Below are 18901 nucleotides of genomic sequence, written 5' to 3' on the forward strand. Positions count from 1 at the left end.
GGGCATCCTCAACCCTGGTTCGGCTTGCCGGTCACCAGCCCGACCTGGGCCAGCTCCAGCCGACGCAACAGGTCGAGCACCTCGACCACCTTCTGGTACTGCACCGCCGCGTCGCCGCGCACGATGATCGGGAAGTCCGGGCTGCGCGCCTTCTCGCTGCGCAGGCGCTCTTCCAGTTCGGCCAGGGTCACCGGGTAGGCGTCGAGAAACACCTGCCCGGCATCGTTGACCGAGATCGCCTTGGTCTTGGGCTGGGACAGCGACACCGAGGCACTGGCCTTGGGCAGCTGGATCTGGATGCCCGACACCTGCGCGGTGGCGGTGAGGATGAACATCACCAGCACCACCATCAGCACATCCACCAGCGGGGTGACGTTGATGCTGTCGACGGCCGCGTCGTCGTCATCGTCGTGGGAAGCATTCATGGCTGCCATGGCGCTCTCCTCAGGCCGGTACGGACGGGTGGGCAGCGTGGGCAGCACGCCGGTGGCTGGCCTCGCCGGCCTGGCCTTCGCCATGCAGCTCGGCCAGGCGCGTGATGAACTCGTCGACGAACACGCGCATGTCGGCGCTGACCTCCTTGTTGCGGGTGATCAGGCGGTTGTAGCCAAACAGCGCGGGGATCGCGACGAACAGGCCCATGGCGGTGGCCAGCAACGCCGCGGCCATGCCGGGGGCGATGGCGTTGATGTTCACGTCACCGGCCATCGCGGTGCCCAGGAACACCACCATGATCCCCAGCACGGTGCCCAGCAGGCCGATGTAAGGGCCGCCGGCAATCGCGTTGGACAGGCTCGACAGCTTCGAGCCCAGCGCCTGGTTCTCGCGGGTGCGCACCCCGTCCATCGAACAGCGAATGGCATCGATGGTGGCCGCCGATACCGCCGAGGTGTCGAAGCCCTGGGCGCGGCGGGTACGGATCTCCTTGACCGCCACCAGGTACAGGCGCCACAGCGACGAATGCGTCAGGCGCTCGCCCAGGGTGGTGTCGTCGGCGAACATCTCCAGGCGCGTGCCGATGTTGGCGAACTGCTCGCGAAACAGCCGGTTGGCCTGGCTGACGTGGTTGAGGGTGCGGTTCTTGCGCAGCATGATCACCCACGACTGCACCATCATCAGCACCAGCACCGCGATGATGATCCAGGCGTCCAGCGGCACCGACTTGAGCAGAAAGCCCAGGCTGCCGAAACCGAAACCGGACTGCTCTTCATCCACCCCGTACACCACCAGGCGTGACTCGGCGCCCTGGGCCAGCGCGTCGGTCTGCAGCACCGGCACGGCGCGGGCGATGCGCGACAGGCGCAGCTCGTCCATCGCCCCCACGAACGGCACATAGGCGCCGGCCGGCTGACCCTCGGCCGGCGGCAGGTCGGCGCCGATGGCCAGGGTCGAATTGAACGCCGGCACCGCCGCGGTCAGGCTGGCGACCTGGCGCCCGTCCACCAGCAGGCTGAGCGTACCGCCCTCGCCCACCAGCGCCAGGTGTTGCCACTGGCCGGCATCGAGCACCTGGCCGGCAGCGCTGCGCAGGCCGTTGACCTCGACGAACGGCAGGCCCTGGCTCACACCCAGCAGCAGGCGGTTTTCGCCTTCATGGCGGGCCAGCAGCAACTGATCGCCCAGCAGCTGGTCCTGGCGTACCCAGGCGCTGAAGGTGAAGGCGGCGCCAGCCGGCAGTTGCAGCGACGGGCTGGGTGCCAGCAGCAGCGGCTGGCCGTTGAACTGGATGGCGCGACCGATGATGCCCTCGATGCTCGCCGCACTGCCCTGGGCCTGGTTGCCGTAGGGGCTGGCGTCACGCGGTGCGGCGCCGTCGAAGTGCATCAGCAGGGTGTAGTCGGCATCGAAGGCCGGTTGCGCATTGGCCGGCTGCGCCTTGGGGTTGCCGTAGTACATCCACAGGTCCTGGCGCTGGCCGCCCTGCACGTCCGGCACGTCGACCCAGATCAGCGCCATGCCCATCAGCGGGTCGAAGCTTTCGATCTGGTGGTTGAGCACGGTCTTGTCGTCGCTGGCCACGAAGCGGATGTCCGCGCCGTTTTCATTGACCCCGTCAAAGCTGAAATTGCCGGTGTGCAAGCGTACCAGCAGTGCCGTGCGGCCCAGCGACTGGGTCAGCGCCGCGCCCTGGGGCGTGGTGTCGACGGAAATCTGCTTGCGGAACTGCCAGTCGTCCTGCCACCAGGCACTGGCGCTGCCCGGCAGGGCAAAGCCCAGGCAAATGAGCAGGGTCAAGATGAGGCGTTGCATGGAATATCTCCAGGGTCGATGCCGATGGGGTCAGAAGGTTGCCTGTACGCTGAAGTGCAGACGCGAGTGGTTTTTCTCGGTGTTCGCGCCGTCCTTGAGCGGCAGGCCCCAGTCCAGGCTGCCGGACAGCCAGTCGTTGAGGGTGGCGCGGGTGCCCAGGCCGACGCTGGCCAGGCTGAAGTGGTCGTCCTGCTCGGGCAGCGGGTCCTGCAGCGACAGCTGCGCGCCTTCGGCGAACACATAGAAGCGCCAGTCGCTGATGTAGCTGCCCACGTAGCGGCCCAGCGAGGGCGTGCGCAGTTCCTGGGAGAACAGCAGGCCGTCGTCGCCGGTGCGTTCGGCGGCCAGGTAGCCGCGCACCGAGGTGGCGCCGCCGGCAGCGAACTGTTCGTTGGACACCAGGGCCCCGGAGGCCAGTTGAAAGCCCAGCTTGGTTGCGCTCTGCCAGTCGCCGGCAAACGTGAAGGTGTAGTTCGCATCGCCCTTGAGCGCGGCGAAACTGGAGTCGGCGCGGTAGCGCTTGTAGTCGAAGGCCTCGTCGTCGCTGCCGTAGCCGAACAGCCGGCGTGTGCCGGCCACCAGGCTCAGGCCCAGCCCCAACTGCGAGGCTTCGGTGTAGCGAAAGCCGTTGTAGGCCAGGGTGATCGGTGCGTACTTGAGCGGCACGGTATCGCGCTCGCCGCCCAGTTCGACCTGCTCGTCGAAGTCCTTGAAGTCGATGCCCACGGAAAACGAGTTGGCCCAGTTGCCGTCCGGCACCAGTGAGTAGATCGCCGACAGCCCGTAGGAATGGCCCTTGCCCAGCACGTTGCTGCCGCCCACGGTGGCCACGCTGCTGTCGGACTTGTAGCCGCTGGCCTGCAGGGTCCAGCGCGGGTTCAGGGGCGCGCTGTATGAACCGGACCACACCTGCGCGTTGTCGGTGTCCTGGGGGGCGGTGAACCAGGTCAGCGACACGCTGTGACCCAGTTGCCAGAGGTTGTTGTAGCCCACGGTGGCCACGCTGCGCAGCTTTCTGGTGTCGGCGCTGTAGTCGTTGTTCAGGCCGATGCTGGCGTGCCAGGGCTGCTTGTCTTCGACCTGCAGGTCGACGTCCAGGGTGCCGGGGCGCTGGCCTTCGCGCACCAGTGGCATCACCTGGCGCCCGGGGCCGCGGTTGAGTGCGGCAAGTTCGCCCTGGACCTTGGCAAAGTCCGGCACCTGGCCCTCGCTCAGGGCCGGCACCTGCTCGCGGATCTCCACGGGCGAGTAATGCCTGGCGCCGACCACTCGTACCCGGCCGACCCTGGTTTCGCTGACCTGCAGGTACACCACGCCGCCTTCGACCTGCTGCTCGGGCAGCTCGACGAACACCGACTGATAGCCCAGCGCCTGATAGCGTTTCTGCAGGGCCTCGCGGGCGCCTTCCAGATCCACCAGGGTCTTCTGCGGGCCGAGGTAGGGGTACACCGCCTCCTCGATGGCGCGGGCATCGAGCACCGTGTTGCCGCGCACCACGTACTCGTTGATATCGACGCGACGCTCGGCCTGTTCGGCGCTTGCGTGGTGGGTTCCCAGGGCCAGCAGCATCACTGCGCCGGCTCGCCACCCGTTGAAAAACAAATGCTCCACACCGCCCCCTCGTTCAAGGAAATCTGTCTGGCCCAGGGCCGTGTCTTATGAATGGTTGTCTGCGCCGCCGTGACCGGCGTGGCGGGCCAGCCAGCTGTGCAGCTGGGCCAGGTTGAGGCTGAACTCGGGCATCTGCGCCAGGCCCGCGTTGCACACCTCGTTGACGATCGACTGCAGCAGGCGCGTGGCCTGCTGGCAGGCCAGCAGTGCGTTGAGGTCGTGGCTGAACAGGTTGAAGCTCCACACCCGCGACTTGAGTTCCAGGCCCACGAACCAGCGGAACAGCAGGTTGTAGTTGAGCTGTTCGTAGAGTTGTTTTTCGCTGGGGACCGAATACAGCAGCTGCAACAGCAGCAGGTGCATCAGGGTGTGCGGGGCAATGCTCATCGCGTTGCGCCGGGCCAGGTCGGCCAGCTCCTGCGCGTGGGCGGCCAGCAGTTCCTCGACCCTGGGCTTGAGCATCACCAGCGAATGGCCTGGCGGGATGCAGCTGGAGACTTCCTTGAGCGCGCTTTGCCAGTCGTCCTGGGACACGATCCACACCCAGGGTGCGCCGTAGCGGTACACCGACACCGGTTGCTTGCGCGCGGCTTCGACGATCTTCGCCAGGCGTTGATCGAGTTCCTGCATTCCGACTTTTGCGTAGCGTTCCATGGTTCCCATCGCTCCACTCCCTTCGTCCCTGTGCGGCTGCGCAGTGACTGCACATACCCATGACGGGGGTGGCGCTTTGCTACCGAACTTTTGTCACCAAAGCTTCATGAAGAGAGATGCAGGGCCTGGGCTATCCAGCGCCCTCAGGGTCGTGCGCCGCCTGCGCGGCGCTCGGTTTGAAGAGCGCCACAACTACTTCATCGACTGGCGCCTGCCGGGCCCGCCCCAACCGCCCGCCCCTCACCCCTGCTGCACCCAGACCAACCGAACCGCAAACCCCACCAGCAGCCCACCAAACACCCACTGCTGAACCTTCTGCGCCAGCGCGCGCTGCTCCAGTTGGCGCCCGACCCACCCGCCGGCCAGTGCATACACCCCATCGAACATCATCCCCATCACCACCAGCACCAGCCCCAGCAGCGCGAACTGCTCACCCACCGCCCCCTGTGCGGGGTGGATGAACTGCGGCAACAGCACCGAGCAGAACAGCAAGGCCTTGGGGTTGAGCAGGTTGGTCAGAAAGCCCTGCGCTATCGCCGCCCTCCACGTGCCACGTACCGCTGCACCCCCCGGGCCCTGCACTGCACCCGCCACGGGCCTGAACATCTTCACCCCCAGCCACAGCAGGTAGGCCGCCCCGGTGTACTTGACCACCTCGAACGTCCAGGGCAGTACCTTGAACAGCGTCGCCAGCCCGACGGCGGCCAGGGTCACGTGGCACGCCCGGGCAACCGCCAGCCCCAGCACGGTCGCCAGCGCCGCCCGCCGCCCCTGGCGCGCACCGGTCTGCAGCAGCAGGATCATGTCCGGGCCCGGCATCAGGTAGATCATCGTCAGGGCAGTCAGGTAGAGCAGTTTTTCGTCCATTTCAACGACCTCAGGCTGGGGCAACAGAGTGAAAATTCTATGCCGGAAGGTCGAGGCAGGTGCTTGCGTTATGCGCCCGCAACGGGGCTATTATTGGCAGGATGTACCAATTCAATACCTAGCCACAGGCCACTTATGCCAAACCACGACCCAACCTACCCCAAGCTGGACGGTTACGACCAACGCATCCTTGGCGCACTGCAGCGCGACGGGCGCCTCACCAACGTGCAACTGGCCGAAGAGATCGGGCTGTCGGCTTCGCCGTGCCTGCGACGGGTGAGGCTGCTGGAAGAAGCCGGGGTGATCCGCGGCTACCATGCCAGCCTCGAAGCCGAGGCGGTCGGCCTGGGGTTGACGGTGTTCGTGGGGGTGAAGGTCGAGCGGCACCATGAGGTCGAAGCGGAGAACTTCCGCCTGGCCGTGCTGGCCCTGCCCGAGGTGGTCAGCGCCTTTCTGGTGTCGGGCGAGTCGGATTTCCTGTTGCATGTGGTGGTGCCGGATCTGCGCGGCTATGAGCGGTTCCTGACCGACACGCTGCTCAAGCTGCCGGGGATCCGGGATATCCGCAGCAACTTCGCAATCAAGACGATCAAGCCGCAGGGGGCGCTGCCGCTGGGGCACCTGGGGCGGTAAGCGGGTAGCAACGACCGGCCCACCCGCCCCGAACCGAACCTGGCAACCCTACAGCACCAGATTCCCGCGCTCCTCCTCCGTCAACCGCCCCCGCGCCTGCTCATCCAGCGCCCCGGCCCCCAGCACCTGCACCGGGCTCTGCGGGTTGTACTGCGGCCCCAGGCTCGCGCCCTCCTTGCCCGGCACCAGGCGCTCGGTACCAAACCCCAGCACCTGCACGGTGATCACCGACGGCTGACGCTGGCGGGCCGCGGCCTGCTGCTGGCGCACCGCATCTTCGGCGGCCTGGGTCGCCGACGACGCCGCCGCACTCGCCGACGAGATCGCGCCGGTGTTCACCGCCGCCACCACCGGCATGCCCTTGGCATCACCCTGCACCTGGATGTTGGCCGCGTTCACCACCTGCAACGCGGCAATGTTGACGTTGCCCGACACCCGGATGCCCGCCTCCCCCGCATCGATGGTGCCCAGCGGCGCAATCAGGTCGATGTCCCCCGGCGGCACTTCCACCACCGGCGCCAGGGTGGCGATACCCGCACCGGTACTCGGCACCGTGGGCGACAGGCTGCTGTTGCCCCAGGTGTCGTACAGCCGGCGCGGCGGGGTGTAGACCACCGTGGTCTTGGAACCACGCCCGGCGTTGATGTCGCCCTCGGCCGACCAGCCCAGAATCGACCCGCCAAAGGTGGTCATGATGCGGCTCTGCCCCAGCAGGATGCTGCCACGCGCGTACAGCTGGATATCGCCGTTGCCCTGGGTGATCACCCCGGCACCGGCCGGCGGCGCCTCGCCCTCCACGCCGAACACCTGCTGGCCACCGGGGGTGAGCATCTGGATCGCGCCCCCCACCTGGGTACGCACCCCGGCCCCGCCGAACATCAGGATGTCGCCGTCGTAGCGGATCGGGTTGCCGGCCACGTCCTGCTCGGGGAACAGCGCCGCGATCGCATTGCGCCCGCGCAGGTAGCTGCCCTGGCGCGGCCCGCCCACGGTGTTGTACTCCAGGCCGCCGGCACGCAGCTCGGCAAAGTACACCTGGCGCGCAAACACCGCCTGCTCGGTCGCCGGCAGGCTGGCGAACCGCGCCCGCGCCTGGGCCGCATCGCCCTCGAAGGCGTAGCGCTCGGCCAGCCATTGACGCAACTCCTCGGCGTAGGTCTTGGCCACCTTGCCCGGCTGCGCCGCCAGGCTCTGGTTGCTGTCGGCAAGGTTGGCCGGGTTCAGGTACAGCTCGGCAAAGCGCGCATACCCTGGCCCCTGGGCGCCCACGCCGGCCTGCAACACCAGGCTTGCGCCGGGGCGGTTGTCGCCGGTGACGATGGCGCCCAGGCTGGTGATGGCCGCGCGGTCCTCCTGGCGCAGGTCACGCCCGGCACTGACGGTGAGCGTGCCGGGGCCGGCCACGTTCAGGCCACTGAACAGGATGTCGCGCCCAGCCACCACCTGCGAGTGATCGGTGGCGTGGTTGTGCACGAACAGGTTGCCGCTGGACAGCGCCAGCGCACCGACGATGTCCGACATCATCGCCGGCACGTAGGTGGTCTCGCCAAGGCCGGTACCGCTGTACACGATGTCGCGCCCCGCCATCATCCACACCGGTGCGGCGCCCTCGTACCAGACGGCCCCATTGCGCGCATTGCCGAAGTTCAGGACCTCGCCCGAGCGCACCCCCACCAGGTCGCCGCTCACGGCGTAGATGCGCGCCGGCTGCAATTGCCCGTAGGCATTGGCGGTGCTGGTGCTGCCAAAGGCGAACAGCGGGAAGCGACCCGCTTCCAGGTCTGCCGCAATCCCATCTGGCCTCTGGTTGCTGACGCTGTGGCCGTTGTAGCTGCCGATGAAACCCGGGTTGAACGGCGTAGCCAGGGCCGACGGTGCGGCGCCGGACTGGTTGATCGCATAGCCACCGGCGTAGATCGAACCCTGCGCCACCAGCTGCAACTGGGCATTGGCCGAAGGTGCCAGCAGCAACGAGTAGCCACTCGCGCCCTGCAGCCGGTTCTTCTCCCGGTACTGCGCGGAGTTCCCGTAGTACAGGTTGCCGGAGGCCGCCACCGCACGCAGGATCGACGGGTAGACAAAGCGCCCGTCGGTGGGCGAGGTATCCAGGCCGGACAGCGCATCACCGCTGACCGGCTGGGTCAATTCGATCAGCTGGGTGCTGGGGGTCAGGTCACCGCCCGCCGAGAACAGGTCGATGGCAGTGTTGGCCGTCCACAGGCTGAACCAGCTGTTGCCGCCCCCCGCCGCCGTTCCGAACGGCGTGGTGTTGAGCGTGGGCACACGGCCCGGGTCGGCCGCCGCCCCCAGCACCAGGTCGCCCCGGGTGCTCAGTTGCACCGTGGCGTCGCCGGGCACCACCACCAGGCCGCCTTTGGCGCTGGCCAGGGTGGCCTGGAACGGGTCGTAGGCGCGGGTTTCGTGGCTGTCCTGCTGTATCCCGAGCGCGCCGTAGGCACGGTCGATACCGCCCAGGGCCGCTGCCGACACCTGCAGGTTGCCGCGCAGGTTGACCAGGGTACCCTGCAGGTCATGGGCGGCCACGCCCAGTACATCGGCGTTGTCGCCACGCCCCAGGGCCGCCTGGGTCGGGTTGACGGCGCCGCCGACCTTCAGGTTCAGGTCGCCGCCACCGCCCAGCGTCAGGCTGCCATCGCGGCCCACGCGGCCGGTGCTGCCCACTGCCAGCTGCAGGGCCTGGGTACGTGCGCTATCGTCCCACTGCGTGCGGTACTGGTCAGCGGTATTGCCGATCACATCGAGGGTGCCGGCCTGCCCGCCCACCGTGACATCGAGGTTGCCCCCGCCCAGGGTGCCGAAGCCGGTGAAGCCGGCCACCACACTGTTGCGCTGGTAGCGCACATAGGTGCCGAAGTTGATCCACCAGGCCGTGGGTATCTGCTCGTCTGCCGCCAGCGCGTTGCCACTGCCCTGGCGCCACAGCCAGTTGCCGACCTGTGCGGTGGGCAACTGGTAGGCCAGGCGGGTCAGGCTGCCATATTCGCGGCTGAGGGAGTTGCCCGTCAGGTTGCCCCCCACCGTCAACAGCAGGTTGCCGCCCTGCTCCGGGTACCAGGCCTGGTACAGGCTCTGCGCGCCGCCATCGACCAGCGCCTCGTAGCCGCCGAGAAACTCCGGCAGCACCTGCCCGTCATTGGCCTGCCCGCGTGCCAGTTGATAGGCGGCGGGCACCGGGGTCGCCGTACCGGCGGTGTACACGCCGAACAGCGTGGTCATGTCCAGGTTGCCGGCGGCGATCAGGTCCAGGTCACCGGTACCGGTACGCAGCACGCTGTAACGCGAAGCGCCGCCGGGCACCGTGTCGTGCTCGGTGTTGCCCGGCGCGGTCATCACGCACCAGGTGGGGAACTCATCGCACAGGGTGGGGTAGCCAATCGCATCGAAGTCGATCAGATCGCCCGGCCTGGCATCTGCGCCAAACCCGTCGATGCCTTCCTGGGTCCAGGCCAGGCCACCGCCGGCCGCCGGTGCCCTGGCGCACCAGGTGGGGAACTCGTCGCACAGCGTGGGGTAGCCGATGGCGTCGAAATCGATCAGGTCACCGGGCTTGGCGTCCACGCCAAAGCCGTCGATGCCTTCCTGGGTCCACACCAGGCCGCCCCCGGCAGCCGGTGCCCTGGCGCACCAGGTGGGGAACTCGTCGCACAGCGTGGGGTAGCCGATGGCATCGAAGTCGATCGGGTCGCCGGGCCTGGCGTCCACACCAAACCCGTCGATGCCTTCCTGGGTCCACACCCAGCCGGCACTGGCGCCTACCGCCAGCATGCCCACGTGGTGGTCGGCCAGGCGCAGGCGCCCGCTGGCGTTCGGGTCGGCCAGGCGCGGGTCGGCCGCCGTGGTATCGGCACCGGCCACCACGCGCAGGTTCCACGACTGCGAACCGGCCGGCAGCATGCTGGCAACCGCCCAGTTGGTGCCCTTGCCCTCGCTGCGCAGCGCCACCGAGCCCACGCCCCCCAGCTTGATATCGGTGCGCGGCGGAATGATCGCGCCGCGTTGCAGCACCAGGTTGCCCGCCAGCAGCACCAGGTCATCGGCGCCACCGTTCAGCAGGTGGCCCGGATCGGACGGCAGTGCCACGCCTTTTGGCCAGGTCATGGCCGTGACGGGCGTGTTGACCACCAGCCGCGTGCCGGCACCCAGTTGCATGCCCGCTTCCAGGCGCAACGGGGCCTCCAGGCGGGTGCCCGCCGCCAGTGCCTGGCTGCCGTCGGCGTTGTAGAGCGCCGCCGAGAGCACGGTGCCAGCCGGCAGCTCGATCGCGGCCGAAAGGGTTGCACGCACTGGCAGCACAGCGCCCGAGGCCAGCACGCGCGCCTGTATCGGCAGGTCGTAGTTGAGCACCTGGCCGGCCAGAAAACCGGTGCCCTCGTGCAGCTCGACCCCGCCGTTGGGCACCACCACCTGGGCGCCATAGGCCAGGCGCCCTTCCAGCAGCACCCAGCCGCCGTCGTCCTGGGTCTCGGATGGCGGCGCGAAGCCGTCGTTGATGCTGCCCAGCACCTCCACGTCGCCACCGGCACGCAGGCTCAGGCTGCCGGCCTCGCCCGAGCCGTACACCGCGCCGGTCTTGTGCACGTTGGGGTTGAGGCTGGCATAGCGGTAGCGCGACAGGTCGAGGTCACCGCTGACCACCAGGTCGCCGTCGGTGATCACTTCAAGCCCCGGGCGCAGGTGGAACTGCTGGGCGTAACCCTTGACCAGGCCGGCGAGCTTGCCGTTGACCAGCGCCGTGTTGGCCAGGGCGCTGTCGATGAACTGCACGCTTTGCGCGTGGCGTGCGTCAAGGTAGGCCTGGTCGATCTGGACATAGGGCTTGCCGCTGACATGTGGGTCGACGCCCTGCGGGGCCGCATGATCGCGCGCCATGGCGAACAGGTCGATACGCTGCGCACCAAGAATCGACAGCGCCTGCGAGGCGTCGATGGCGATGTCGCCATGGGTCGGGTCGTCGGCCCGCAGCCGCGGCGCATACAGCGCCAGGGTGCCGCGCTCGCGGCCATCGTGCTGGCCGGCGGCGCCGCCGCGGGGTGCGTCGGTGCCATGGCGCAGGTCGATACGCACGCCACGCGCCAGGGTCAGCTGCCCGGCACCGGCATTCAGCTCCACCGTGGCCCGGTTGGGGCTGTCGATGATCTTGCCGTAGCTGTCCACGCGCAGCACGCTGCCATGTGCATCGAGCACCGCGCCCTGGGCCAGGGTCAGGCCATTGCCGGCGGCCAGGCGAATGCTGCCGACACGCTCGCCGCTGGCATCGATCAGGCCGTTGACACGCAGATGGCCGTTGTCCAGCGACACCTGCACCTGGTTGGCGCGCACCCCGTTGCCGATCTGCAGGTCGCCCTGCTTGAACTGGAAGCGCCGGCTGCCATGCACGCCGCCGTCGTTCAGGCGCTGGTTGAGCGTGGCGAAGGCACTGCTCAGGTCACCGGCCAGCCCCTGGGCACGCAGGGTGAAACCCGCACCCGCGTAGGGCACCTGGGTGCCCCCGGCATCGTAGTGGCCGGAGCTTGCGCCCAGGAGGCGGCCTTGCAGGTCGACCTGGCCGGCACTGGCGTCCAGCGCCACCACCTCCAGGCTGCCGGCCTGGTTGTGTTCGGCGTGCAGGTCGATGATCGAGCCGGCCGCCTGGTGGATGTTGCCGTGCTGGCTGCGCAGGATCACGTCGCCGCCCCAGCTGTACTTGTCCAGGTCGTTGAGGCTGACCTTGCGCCCGGCCAGGTCCAGTTGCGCCGCCTGGCCCAGGCGCAGGTCGCCCTGGCTGTCGAGGGTCAGCTTGCCGCTGGGCAGTGCCACGCGGGTGTCGAGGTCGATGCGCTGCGCGCTGAACGACCATTCGGCGCCCAGCGCCCCGGCCTTGAGCTGCGCGTCGGCGGTGCTCGGCGCCGCCCCCGCGAGCATCTGCAGGGCACCGCCGACGCGCACCTGGTTGACCGAACCGGCTTCACCGGTCACCAGCGGGGTGCGCACCAGCAGGTTGCCGCCGCTGTAGCGGTAGCCTTCGCCGGTCACATACTCGCCGCGTGACTGATACACCGACAGGCTGCCGCGGTGGTTGGCAGTCAGGCGTTCGCTGGCCAGCAGCGCCACGTCGCTGAAGCCCAGCGCCAGGCGCTCGAACGCCGGCTGGCTGCTGCTCTGCGCCTGCGGGCCATACCCCAGTTCGATGCGCCGGGCTTCGATCTGCAGCCGCCCGCTGCCGGTGCCGGCACCGTTGCCGAGCAGGGCCGGCGTGGCCTGGGTGGCGCCACTCCAGATCAGGTTGCCGGTACGAATGCTGGCCACGTCAGTGGCCGCGCCATGCCCGTAGATCGCCGGGGTGCCCAGCACCAGGTTGCTCAGGCGCGACTTGCCGGTCGACGGGTCGAGGGTGTCGAGCGCGGTGGTGCCGAAGAAGTTGAGGCTGTCCTGCACGGTCAGCGTCAAGGTTTCCAGGGCTGGCGCGCCACGGCGGGTATCGCCCTGCAGCAGGCGGTCGAGCACCTGCTGGTTGAGGGTCAGGCCGCTGGGCAGGTAGCCCGCCGCAGCGGCAGCGGCCAGGCTTTGCGCACTGCCGACGTTGATCGCGCCCACCGCCAGGGTCAGGTTGCGGGTGCCGAAGCGCACCTGGTCGTCGAGGCTGAAGCGGTTGTTGGTGGCGGCGGCAATGGTGCCTTCGGAATACAGCTCGGTCTGGCCGCTGCACCGCGTCAGGCAGCCGCCGATCAGGATGCTGCCCGGCCCGGTGATCGTCCCGCTGGGCGCTTGCGGCGCCAGCACGTCGACCCAGCCATTGGACACGATCAGCAGGCTGCTGTTGTGCGGGTTGTAGAGGTAGCCGTCGCGGCTGTCGTAGGCGGGTGCGCCCTGCCCGAGCGTATCGATGCTCGCGCCTTGCTCTATGTTGATGGCGCCGGCGATGCGCCCGGTAACCATCAGCACTTCGGCGGCCTTCAGGTGCGCGCCACCCTTGAGCACGATGCTGGTGCCCCTGGCATCACCGAACAGCAGCTGGTTGCCACCCTGCCCGTACACCCGCTGCCCGGCGTGGCCGATGCGCAGGCTGCTGGCACCCAGGGCGTTGAGCTGCGACGCGGCAATGGCGGTTTCGCCGGCACCCGGTGTGGCGGGCGCGTTGTCGCCGTGGATCACCAGGGTGTCGCCGAACAGCACCGTGGCGATGCTGCCGTGGCCCTTGTCCGCCGGTTTGTTCAACAGCACGCCCTGCATGCTGAAGCCGGGCCGCGTGGTGTCGTTATGGCCCAGGTCCAGGGTCAGGCCCTTGGCATCGATGGGCAGCGCGGCACGCGGGATACCCAGGCGTGCGGCATCGTTGAGCAGGAACTGGCTGAAACTGGTTTCGTTGTACTGCGAGTACCGGCGCAAGGTGTCGGCACCGGTCAGTATCAGGTGCTGCGACAGGGCATCGCCCAGCCCGCTGCCGGCGATCGAGCGCTTGCCGGTCAGGCCCCACGAGCCATTGCGCAGCGCCGTGGCACCTGCCTGCGGCGCGCCGACGCTGGCCTGGCCGTTGACCTCGACACGGTAGGCCCCCGGCAACAGCGCATAACTGGCCGGCAGCAAGGTGTAGGTGCCGGCGGGCAGGCCCGGTACCCCGGCGTCCAGGGTGATCTGCTGGCCCACCAACGGCATCGAACCCGATGGCTCGCCCGCCACCGCTTCGGGCGCCACGCTGGCCTGCACACCGGGCACGATGGCGTACACCGGGTTGTTCGCCAGGCCCGGCAGGCTGAAGCTGCCATCGGGGTTGTTGCGCACCAGCGGGTGATAGCGGGCATCGGTGGAGCCGCCGCGCCCGGAGATGAAGCCGGCGCCGCGCACATCGCCACCGCCGGACAGGTCGATTACCGCACCGGGTTGGACCGCGATGCTGCCACCGCCCAGGGTCACGTTGAGCCAGCCGTTGGGCAGGCTCTGGCCCAGCACCGTGCTGTTCAGCGACTGGCCGGCGAAGTTGTACACCAGGCCATCTACCGTGCCGCCATAAGGCATCACCAGGCCGGCGGCACTGACCGAAGTCAGGCTGCCAGGGCGCAAGGTCACTTCGCGGGTGCTGGCGGTGCCCAGTACCAGGGCGCCGAGGGGCGCGCGCAGCACGCCCTGCTGGTCGATGGTGTCGGCCTGTATCGACAGCGCGCCAAACAGCGAATAGGGCTGGGCAGGCGTGGCCGCGCTGCTGCGCGCAATCTTCACATGCTCGGCCTTGATCACTGCCACGGCATTGGTGCCAGGGTAGATCTGCGCCGCGCTCAGGGTCAGCGTGCCCGGCGCCACCAGCCGCGTGTCGTTACCGCCCAGTGTCTTGAGCAGGCGCAGATCGCCGCTGCTGTTCAGGCTGACCTGATGGAAGCCGCGTCGATCGATGCTCAGCGCTTCACTCACCCCCGTGCCGAACTTCAGGGTATTGCGTACGTCGATCAGCGCCGCATCCACCTGCAGCATGGCCTGATCGGCTTGCGACGAAAGCGCGATACCGATTTGATTGTTGGTGAGGCCCGGCCCGGCCGGCGGCAGGCTGGTGTACCCGGCCAGACGCACATGCGCAGCCGACAGGCGCACCCGGGTATCGGCGCGAGCCCCTTCGGCCAGCCCCAGTGCACCGGCATACAGGTGCAGGCTGCGTGCCGGTTGCAGCGTCACGTCGTCGGTAAAGCTGATCACGCCGCGACTGAACAGCGTCAGTGCATCGAACCCGCCCTGCGCCACCTGGGCCACGCTGAGGTGGCCATGGCCATGTTCCAGCTTACCGGCCTGGTTGGCGAAGGCTTCCCCGCGCGGGCTGATACGCAGCTCGCGCTGGCGGATGGCCTCGGCATAGGCCGGGGTGATCGGGTAGGTACCGCTCTCCAGCGCAAGGGTCAGGCTGCCGCCCGCCACGCCAGCGCCACCCGCCGCTGCACGCAACTCGCCGTCCACGTACAGGCCATTGATCGAACTCAGGCTGATGCTGCCGCCCTGGCTGGCCAGCCGAGTCGCGCCAACCCCGGGTACATCGACGCTCATCTGGCTGCCGGACGCATCCAGTACAGCGCCACGCTCGACCACCACAAACAGGTCGGGGGCCAGCGCGCCACCCAGGTTGGGGTCGAAGGTGCTGCCGATGACGATACTGCCGCCCTGGCGCAGTTCGCCATAGCGCTCGCCACGCGCGTCCACGGCGGTGACGGCACGGGCCGATACGTCGAGCAGCGCCCCGGCGCCGACCCGGATCGCCCGTTGATGCGGCTCGAACCGCACCGCACTGGTCAAGGCCTCCTGCACAACAGTGTCAGCCAGGGTGATCTGCCCGCCGTGTGCCACCAGGCTGCCGTCAACCTGCAGGCCACCGGGGCTGCGCAACGTGATGGACTGCCCGTCATCGACCTGGATACGGCTGCCGCTGGCTACCTGCAGCCAGCGTGACGCCACCTGCTGGGCCGACTGGTCCAACTCGCTGCCCGCCTGCAGCAGCAGGCTGGCACCGGCGCGCTGGGTCAGGACGCCCTTGGCGGCGTTCTCCAGGTACTGCGGTGGCGTCCACAGCTCCAGCGCCTCGGCCGCCGAACGGGCATCGCCACGCAGGCGATACACCGGCCGCGTCACCTGCACCTGGCTGTCGGCCGCCACCTCCAGGCGCTGGTTGCCCACCACCTCGTAGCGGGCAAAGCCCTTGGCGAAGAAATCGCTACCCAGGTTCAGGCTGGCCGCCGGGGTGTCGGCGCCGATGCTCACGTTGTCGCCGCGCAGGGCCAGCGTGCCGGCACCCGTGGTGCCGTACCCGCGCAGCTCGCCGCCCAGCAGCAACTGCCCACCGGCCCCGCCCGAGGTCAGGCTGGCCAGGCTCAGGTCGCCACCGGCACCCCCGCGCCAGCTGCCGTCGGGGGTGCGCGCCGCGCCGCTTTCCACACTCAGCACACTGCCCTGGCCCAGGCGAATGTCGCCGGTGCCACGCAGGGCCAGCGAACCGCCGTCCAGCCAGGCCGACAGGTCGGCGGGCTGGGCATTGACGCCGTCCTGGCGCCGGCCGCTGGCCTCCACGCGAACCCCGTCGGCCACCTCGATACGCGCGGCCAGGCCGGCATTGCCGACCCGCAGGCTGTCCGAGCCGCGTTGCAGGTTGCCCAGCAGCAGGTCGCCGCCGTGGCTGACCAGGTCGGCGTTTATCTGCACCTGTGGCGCCAGCAGGCTCAGGCCGGCGCCGTCGGCCAGGTTCAGCGCCTGCTCCAGGCGGATGCCCTCATACGCGGCCACGTGCAGGCCGCCAAGCTCGCGCAGGCGCTCGGCCTCCAGGCGCAGGACGCCTTCGCGCTCGGCCTCGACCGGGGCGTCGAGGGTCAGTGAGCCGCCCTGCACCTGCGAGCCGATCACCACCTGGTGCAGGTTGCCCGCGCCGGCGTTGAGCACGCTGCCCGTGGCGGTGGGCCGGTAGTCGCCAACGATCAGCTGCGCGCCGCGGGCCTGGCTCAGCTGGCTTTGCCGGTAGCCGTCGAGGCCGGCCTGGGGGGCCTGCAGCTGGTGGTCGCCCTTGAAGGTTTCGCCCAGGATCTCACCGCCCAGCTGCGCATTGGCGGTGCCGACCACCAGCCGCCCGGCATCGCGGCCAACGGTGTAGCCGTTCTCCAGGCGCTCGCGCGGGGCGATCAGCGGGCTGTAGAAGTAGCGGGTCTGGCCCCAGCGTGCGCTGTGCTGCTCGTAGCCCTTGTACACGCCCTGGTACAGCACATCGCCAGGGGCACGCGAGAGGTTGTACAGGCGCCCGTCGGCGCCCTTGAGCCAGGTCTGCTTGAGGTAGCCGGTGGCCACGTCCAGCGTGCCGCCCGAGAGGTTGACCAGCGAGCCGGCCTGGGTCACCAGGTCGCCCCCGGTGAAGCTCACCGTGCCGCCCTGGGCCAGCCACTCGCCCAGCCCGTGGCTGCGCGTGCCGAGGTAGCCGCCCACTTCCAGCAGGCCGCCGGCGGTGTACCAGCGCTCGCCCTCGTAGCCGTTGGTGCCGGCGGCCACGTGCACCAGCTCGCGGATGTCGACCCACACATCGGTGCTGTTGAGCGCGCCGCTGTCGCGGTTGCCCGCCGCGTCGCGCTGCTCGTTGCCCTGGATGTTGACCTTGATGCTGTTGCTGTCCATGGCCAGCTTGACCCCGACAGCGCCCGCCACGTCCAGCACCGCGCCGTCGCGCAGCAGGCTGCGCTGGCCGGCACTCACCGCCACCTGGCCGCCGGTGGCCAGGGTCAGCGAGCCGCCCTGGAAGTCCACCGTGCCGCCACTGACGATCTCGACCCGCGACAGGCTGCGGTCATCGGCCACCGTGCTGAGGTTGTCGAACGCGCCGTTACGCTGGTTGACCTGCCCGCCCAGGTCCTTGCGCACCGCCTCGCGCTGGCTGTCCAGTGCGCTGCCGGGGTTGGCGTCGATGACGATGGCAGTGGTGCTGCCGGCGGCCAGGGTCACGTTGCCGGTGCGGTCGCTGGCCGCGTTGAGCAGGTGGATGGTGCCGCGGTTGTCGATCGAGCTGGTGGCCACGGCCACGCCCTGCTGGCGCACCTGATGCCCGGTCAGGGTGATGTCGCCCTGGCTGGCCTGGATCAGCCCGCTGTTGCGCACCGTGCCGGCCGTGCTGCCGGCCTTCAGCGTGGTGGCCACCTCGTTGCCGCGGGTGGTGGAGTACGGGTTGCCCGCCGTGCCGACGCCCTTGCGGATGTAGAAGGTATCGCCCGCCGCCAGGGTCGCCTGGCCCTTGGCGTTGATCAACTGGCCGGCGTTCTCCACCTCGTGGCCCAGCAGCAGGGTGTAGCCACCGCCCTGGGTGGAGCTGGCCGGGGCGTGGGTCTGGATCAGCGCGCCGCGCTCGACCATGACCTTGCCGGCGGCATCGGTGAAGGTCGGCTGGCTGCCCAGGCTGTCCACGTACAGGCCGCGCTCGGTGAACTGTTGGTCGCTGATGGTGGCGGCGGCCGCCGTCAGGTTGCGCACGTTGATCTGGCTGCTGCCGCTGAACACGATGCCGTTGCGGTTGACGATCATCAGCGTGCCGTCGGCCTTGATCGTGCCCTGGATCTGGCTGGGCGCGACGCTGTTGCCGACGCGGTTGAGCAGCGCCCAGTTGGCGTCCTGCTGGAAGGTCAGCTGGGTATCGCGGCCGACGTTGAAGGTGTCCCAGTTGAGAATCGCCTTGTCGGCGGTCTGCTTGATCGTCACCTGGGTGGTGCCGCCCTTCTGCGTCTGTACCGGAGCCTGGGCGTTGGTGAACAACGGCTTGCCATTGGCATCGAGCAGCGGGTTCAGGCCATTGCCGCCCAGGCCGTTGTGGATGCTCGAGGGCGCCGCCAGCGCGGCGGCGCGGCCGGCCGCCTGGGCAGCCTGTTGCGCGGCGATGGCGGCCACGGTGTTGTTGAGGTTTTGCAGCGAACGCTGCAACTGGGCATTGGCACGCTGCTGCTGGGCCAGCGGCGGTGGCAGCCCCGGCAACTGCACCGCACCGCCCTGCCCGCCCGTACCGCCGGCCTGCGGCGCGCTGCCCTTGGCCGCGAACCAGGCCGAACTGAACGCCGCAGGCGCCGCCTGCACGCTGCCGGCCAGGGCCAGCAGCGCAATCACCTGGGCCAGCGGCTTGAGCCGCAGCAGGGGCATATCGGCCTGACGGTGGGTACGGCGGGAGGGCGAAGCAGCAGTGCCAAGGCGCATTGCAATCAATCCTTTTCTGGTCCATCGCGGTAATGGGGTGCCACACGCCGGTGCGGCCGGTGACCTATGACATAGGCGGTTGCACGGGCGGCAGACCGAACCTTTGTCACGCAAAGTTCATGTGATCGGTGGCGTTCTGAAACGCAAAAGCCGGTAACGGCGCGAGCCGTTACCGACGGGGTACAGCGACAGGCGTCGGCGCGGC

The 18901-nt window shown here is 69.0% G+C and carries 7 protein-coding genes; 1 reads left to right on the forward strand and 6 read right to left on the reverse strand.

Annotated features, from left to right (window positions below):
• Window positions 1–8: 8 nt before the first annotated feature.
• From N0B28_RS15575 to N0B28_RS15595, 5 genes are all read right to left on the reverse strand, one after another.
• Window positions 9–434, reverse strand: coding sequence for a biopolymer transporter ExbD (locus N0B28_RS15575; RefSeq protein WP_043860333.1), 426 nt, complete (start codon window positions 432–434; stop codon window positions 9–11).
• Between the two features lie 10 nt (window positions 435–444).
• Complete coding sequence (locus N0B28_RS15580) at window positions 445–2250, reverse strand: MotA/TolQ/ExbB proton channel family protein (RefSeq protein WP_275727331.1); 1806 nt, start codon at window positions 2248–2250, stop codon at window positions 445–447.
• Window positions 2251–2280: 30 nt separating this feature from the next.
• Window positions 2281–3819, reverse strand: coding sequence for a ShlB/FhaC/HecB family hemolysin secretion/activation protein (locus tag N0B28_RS15585; RefSeq protein ID WP_088515468.1), 1539 nt, complete (start codon window positions 3817–3819; stop codon window positions 2281–2283).
• Between the two features lie 87 nt (window positions 3820–3906).
• Window positions 3907–4524, reverse strand: a complete 618-nt coding sequence (locus N0B28_RS15590; RefSeq protein WP_173925066.1) for a transposase — start codon at window positions 4522–4524, stop codon at window positions 3907–3909.
• Window positions 4525–4755: 231 nt separating this feature from the next.
• Window positions 4756–5382, reverse strand: a complete 627-nt coding sequence (locus N0B28_RS15595; protein ID WP_078481895.1) for a LysE family translocator — start codon at window positions 5380–5382, stop codon at window positions 4756–4758.
• 135 nt (window positions 5383–5517) lie between these two features.
• Between N0B28_RS15595 and N0B28_RS15600 the strand changes: the two genes are divergently transcribed.
• Window positions 5518–6015 carry an Lrp/AsnC family transcriptional regulator gene (locus N0B28_RS15600; protein WP_058541157.1) on the forward strand — a complete coding sequence of 166 codons (498 nt, stop codon included), beginning with the start codon at window positions 5518–5520 and terminating at the stop codon, window positions 6013–6015.
• Between the two features lie 48 nt (window positions 6016–6063).
• Here the strand turns inward: N0B28_RS15600 and N0B28_RS15605 are convergent, their stop codons facing one another.
• Window positions 6064–18696 (reverse strand): filamentous hemagglutinin family protein, encoded by a 12633-nt coding sequence (locus tag N0B28_RS15605; RefSeq protein ID WP_275727339.1) that lies wholly within the window; start codon window positions 18694–18696, stop codon window positions 6064–6066.
• Window positions 18697–18901 lie beyond the last annotated feature (205 nt).

This window comes from Pseudomonas sp. SD17-1, assembly GCF_029201585.1.
Classification (GTDB): Bacteria; Pseudomonadota; Gammaproteobacteria; order Pseudomonadales; family Pseudomonadaceae; genus Aquipseudomonas; species Aquipseudomonas palmensis.

Excerpts from the sequence above, each read along its gene's own strand:
- N0B28_RS15575 (WP_043860333.1), bottom strand. The coding sequence starts at position 434 with ATGGCAGCCATGAATGCTTCCCACGACGATGACGACGACGCGGCCGTC.
- N0B28_RS15580 (WP_275727331.1), bottom strand. The coding sequence starts at position 2,250 with ATGCAACGCCTCATCTTGACCCTGCTCATTTGCCTGGGCTTTGCCCTG.
- N0B28_RS15585 (WP_088515468.1), bottom strand. The coding sequence starts at position 3,819 with ATGCTGCTGGCCCTGGGAACCCACCACGCAAGCGCCGAACAGGCCGAG.
- N0B28_RS15590 (WP_173925066.1), bottom strand. The coding sequence starts at position 4,524 with ATGGGAACCATGGAACGCTACGCAAAAGTCGGAATGCAGGAACTCGAT.
- N0B28_RS15595 (WP_078481895.1), bottom strand. The coding sequence starts at position 5,382 with ATGGACGAAAAACTGCTCTACCTGACTGCCCTGACGATGATCTACCTG.
- N0B28_RS15600 (WP_058541157.1), top strand. The coding sequence starts at position 5,518 with ATGCCAAACCACGACCCAACCTACCCCAAGCTGGACGGTTACGACCAA.
- N0B28_RS15605 (WP_275727339.1), bottom strand. The coding sequence starts at position 18,696 with ATGCGCCTTGGCACTGCTGCTTCGCCCTCCCGCCGTACCCACCGTCAG.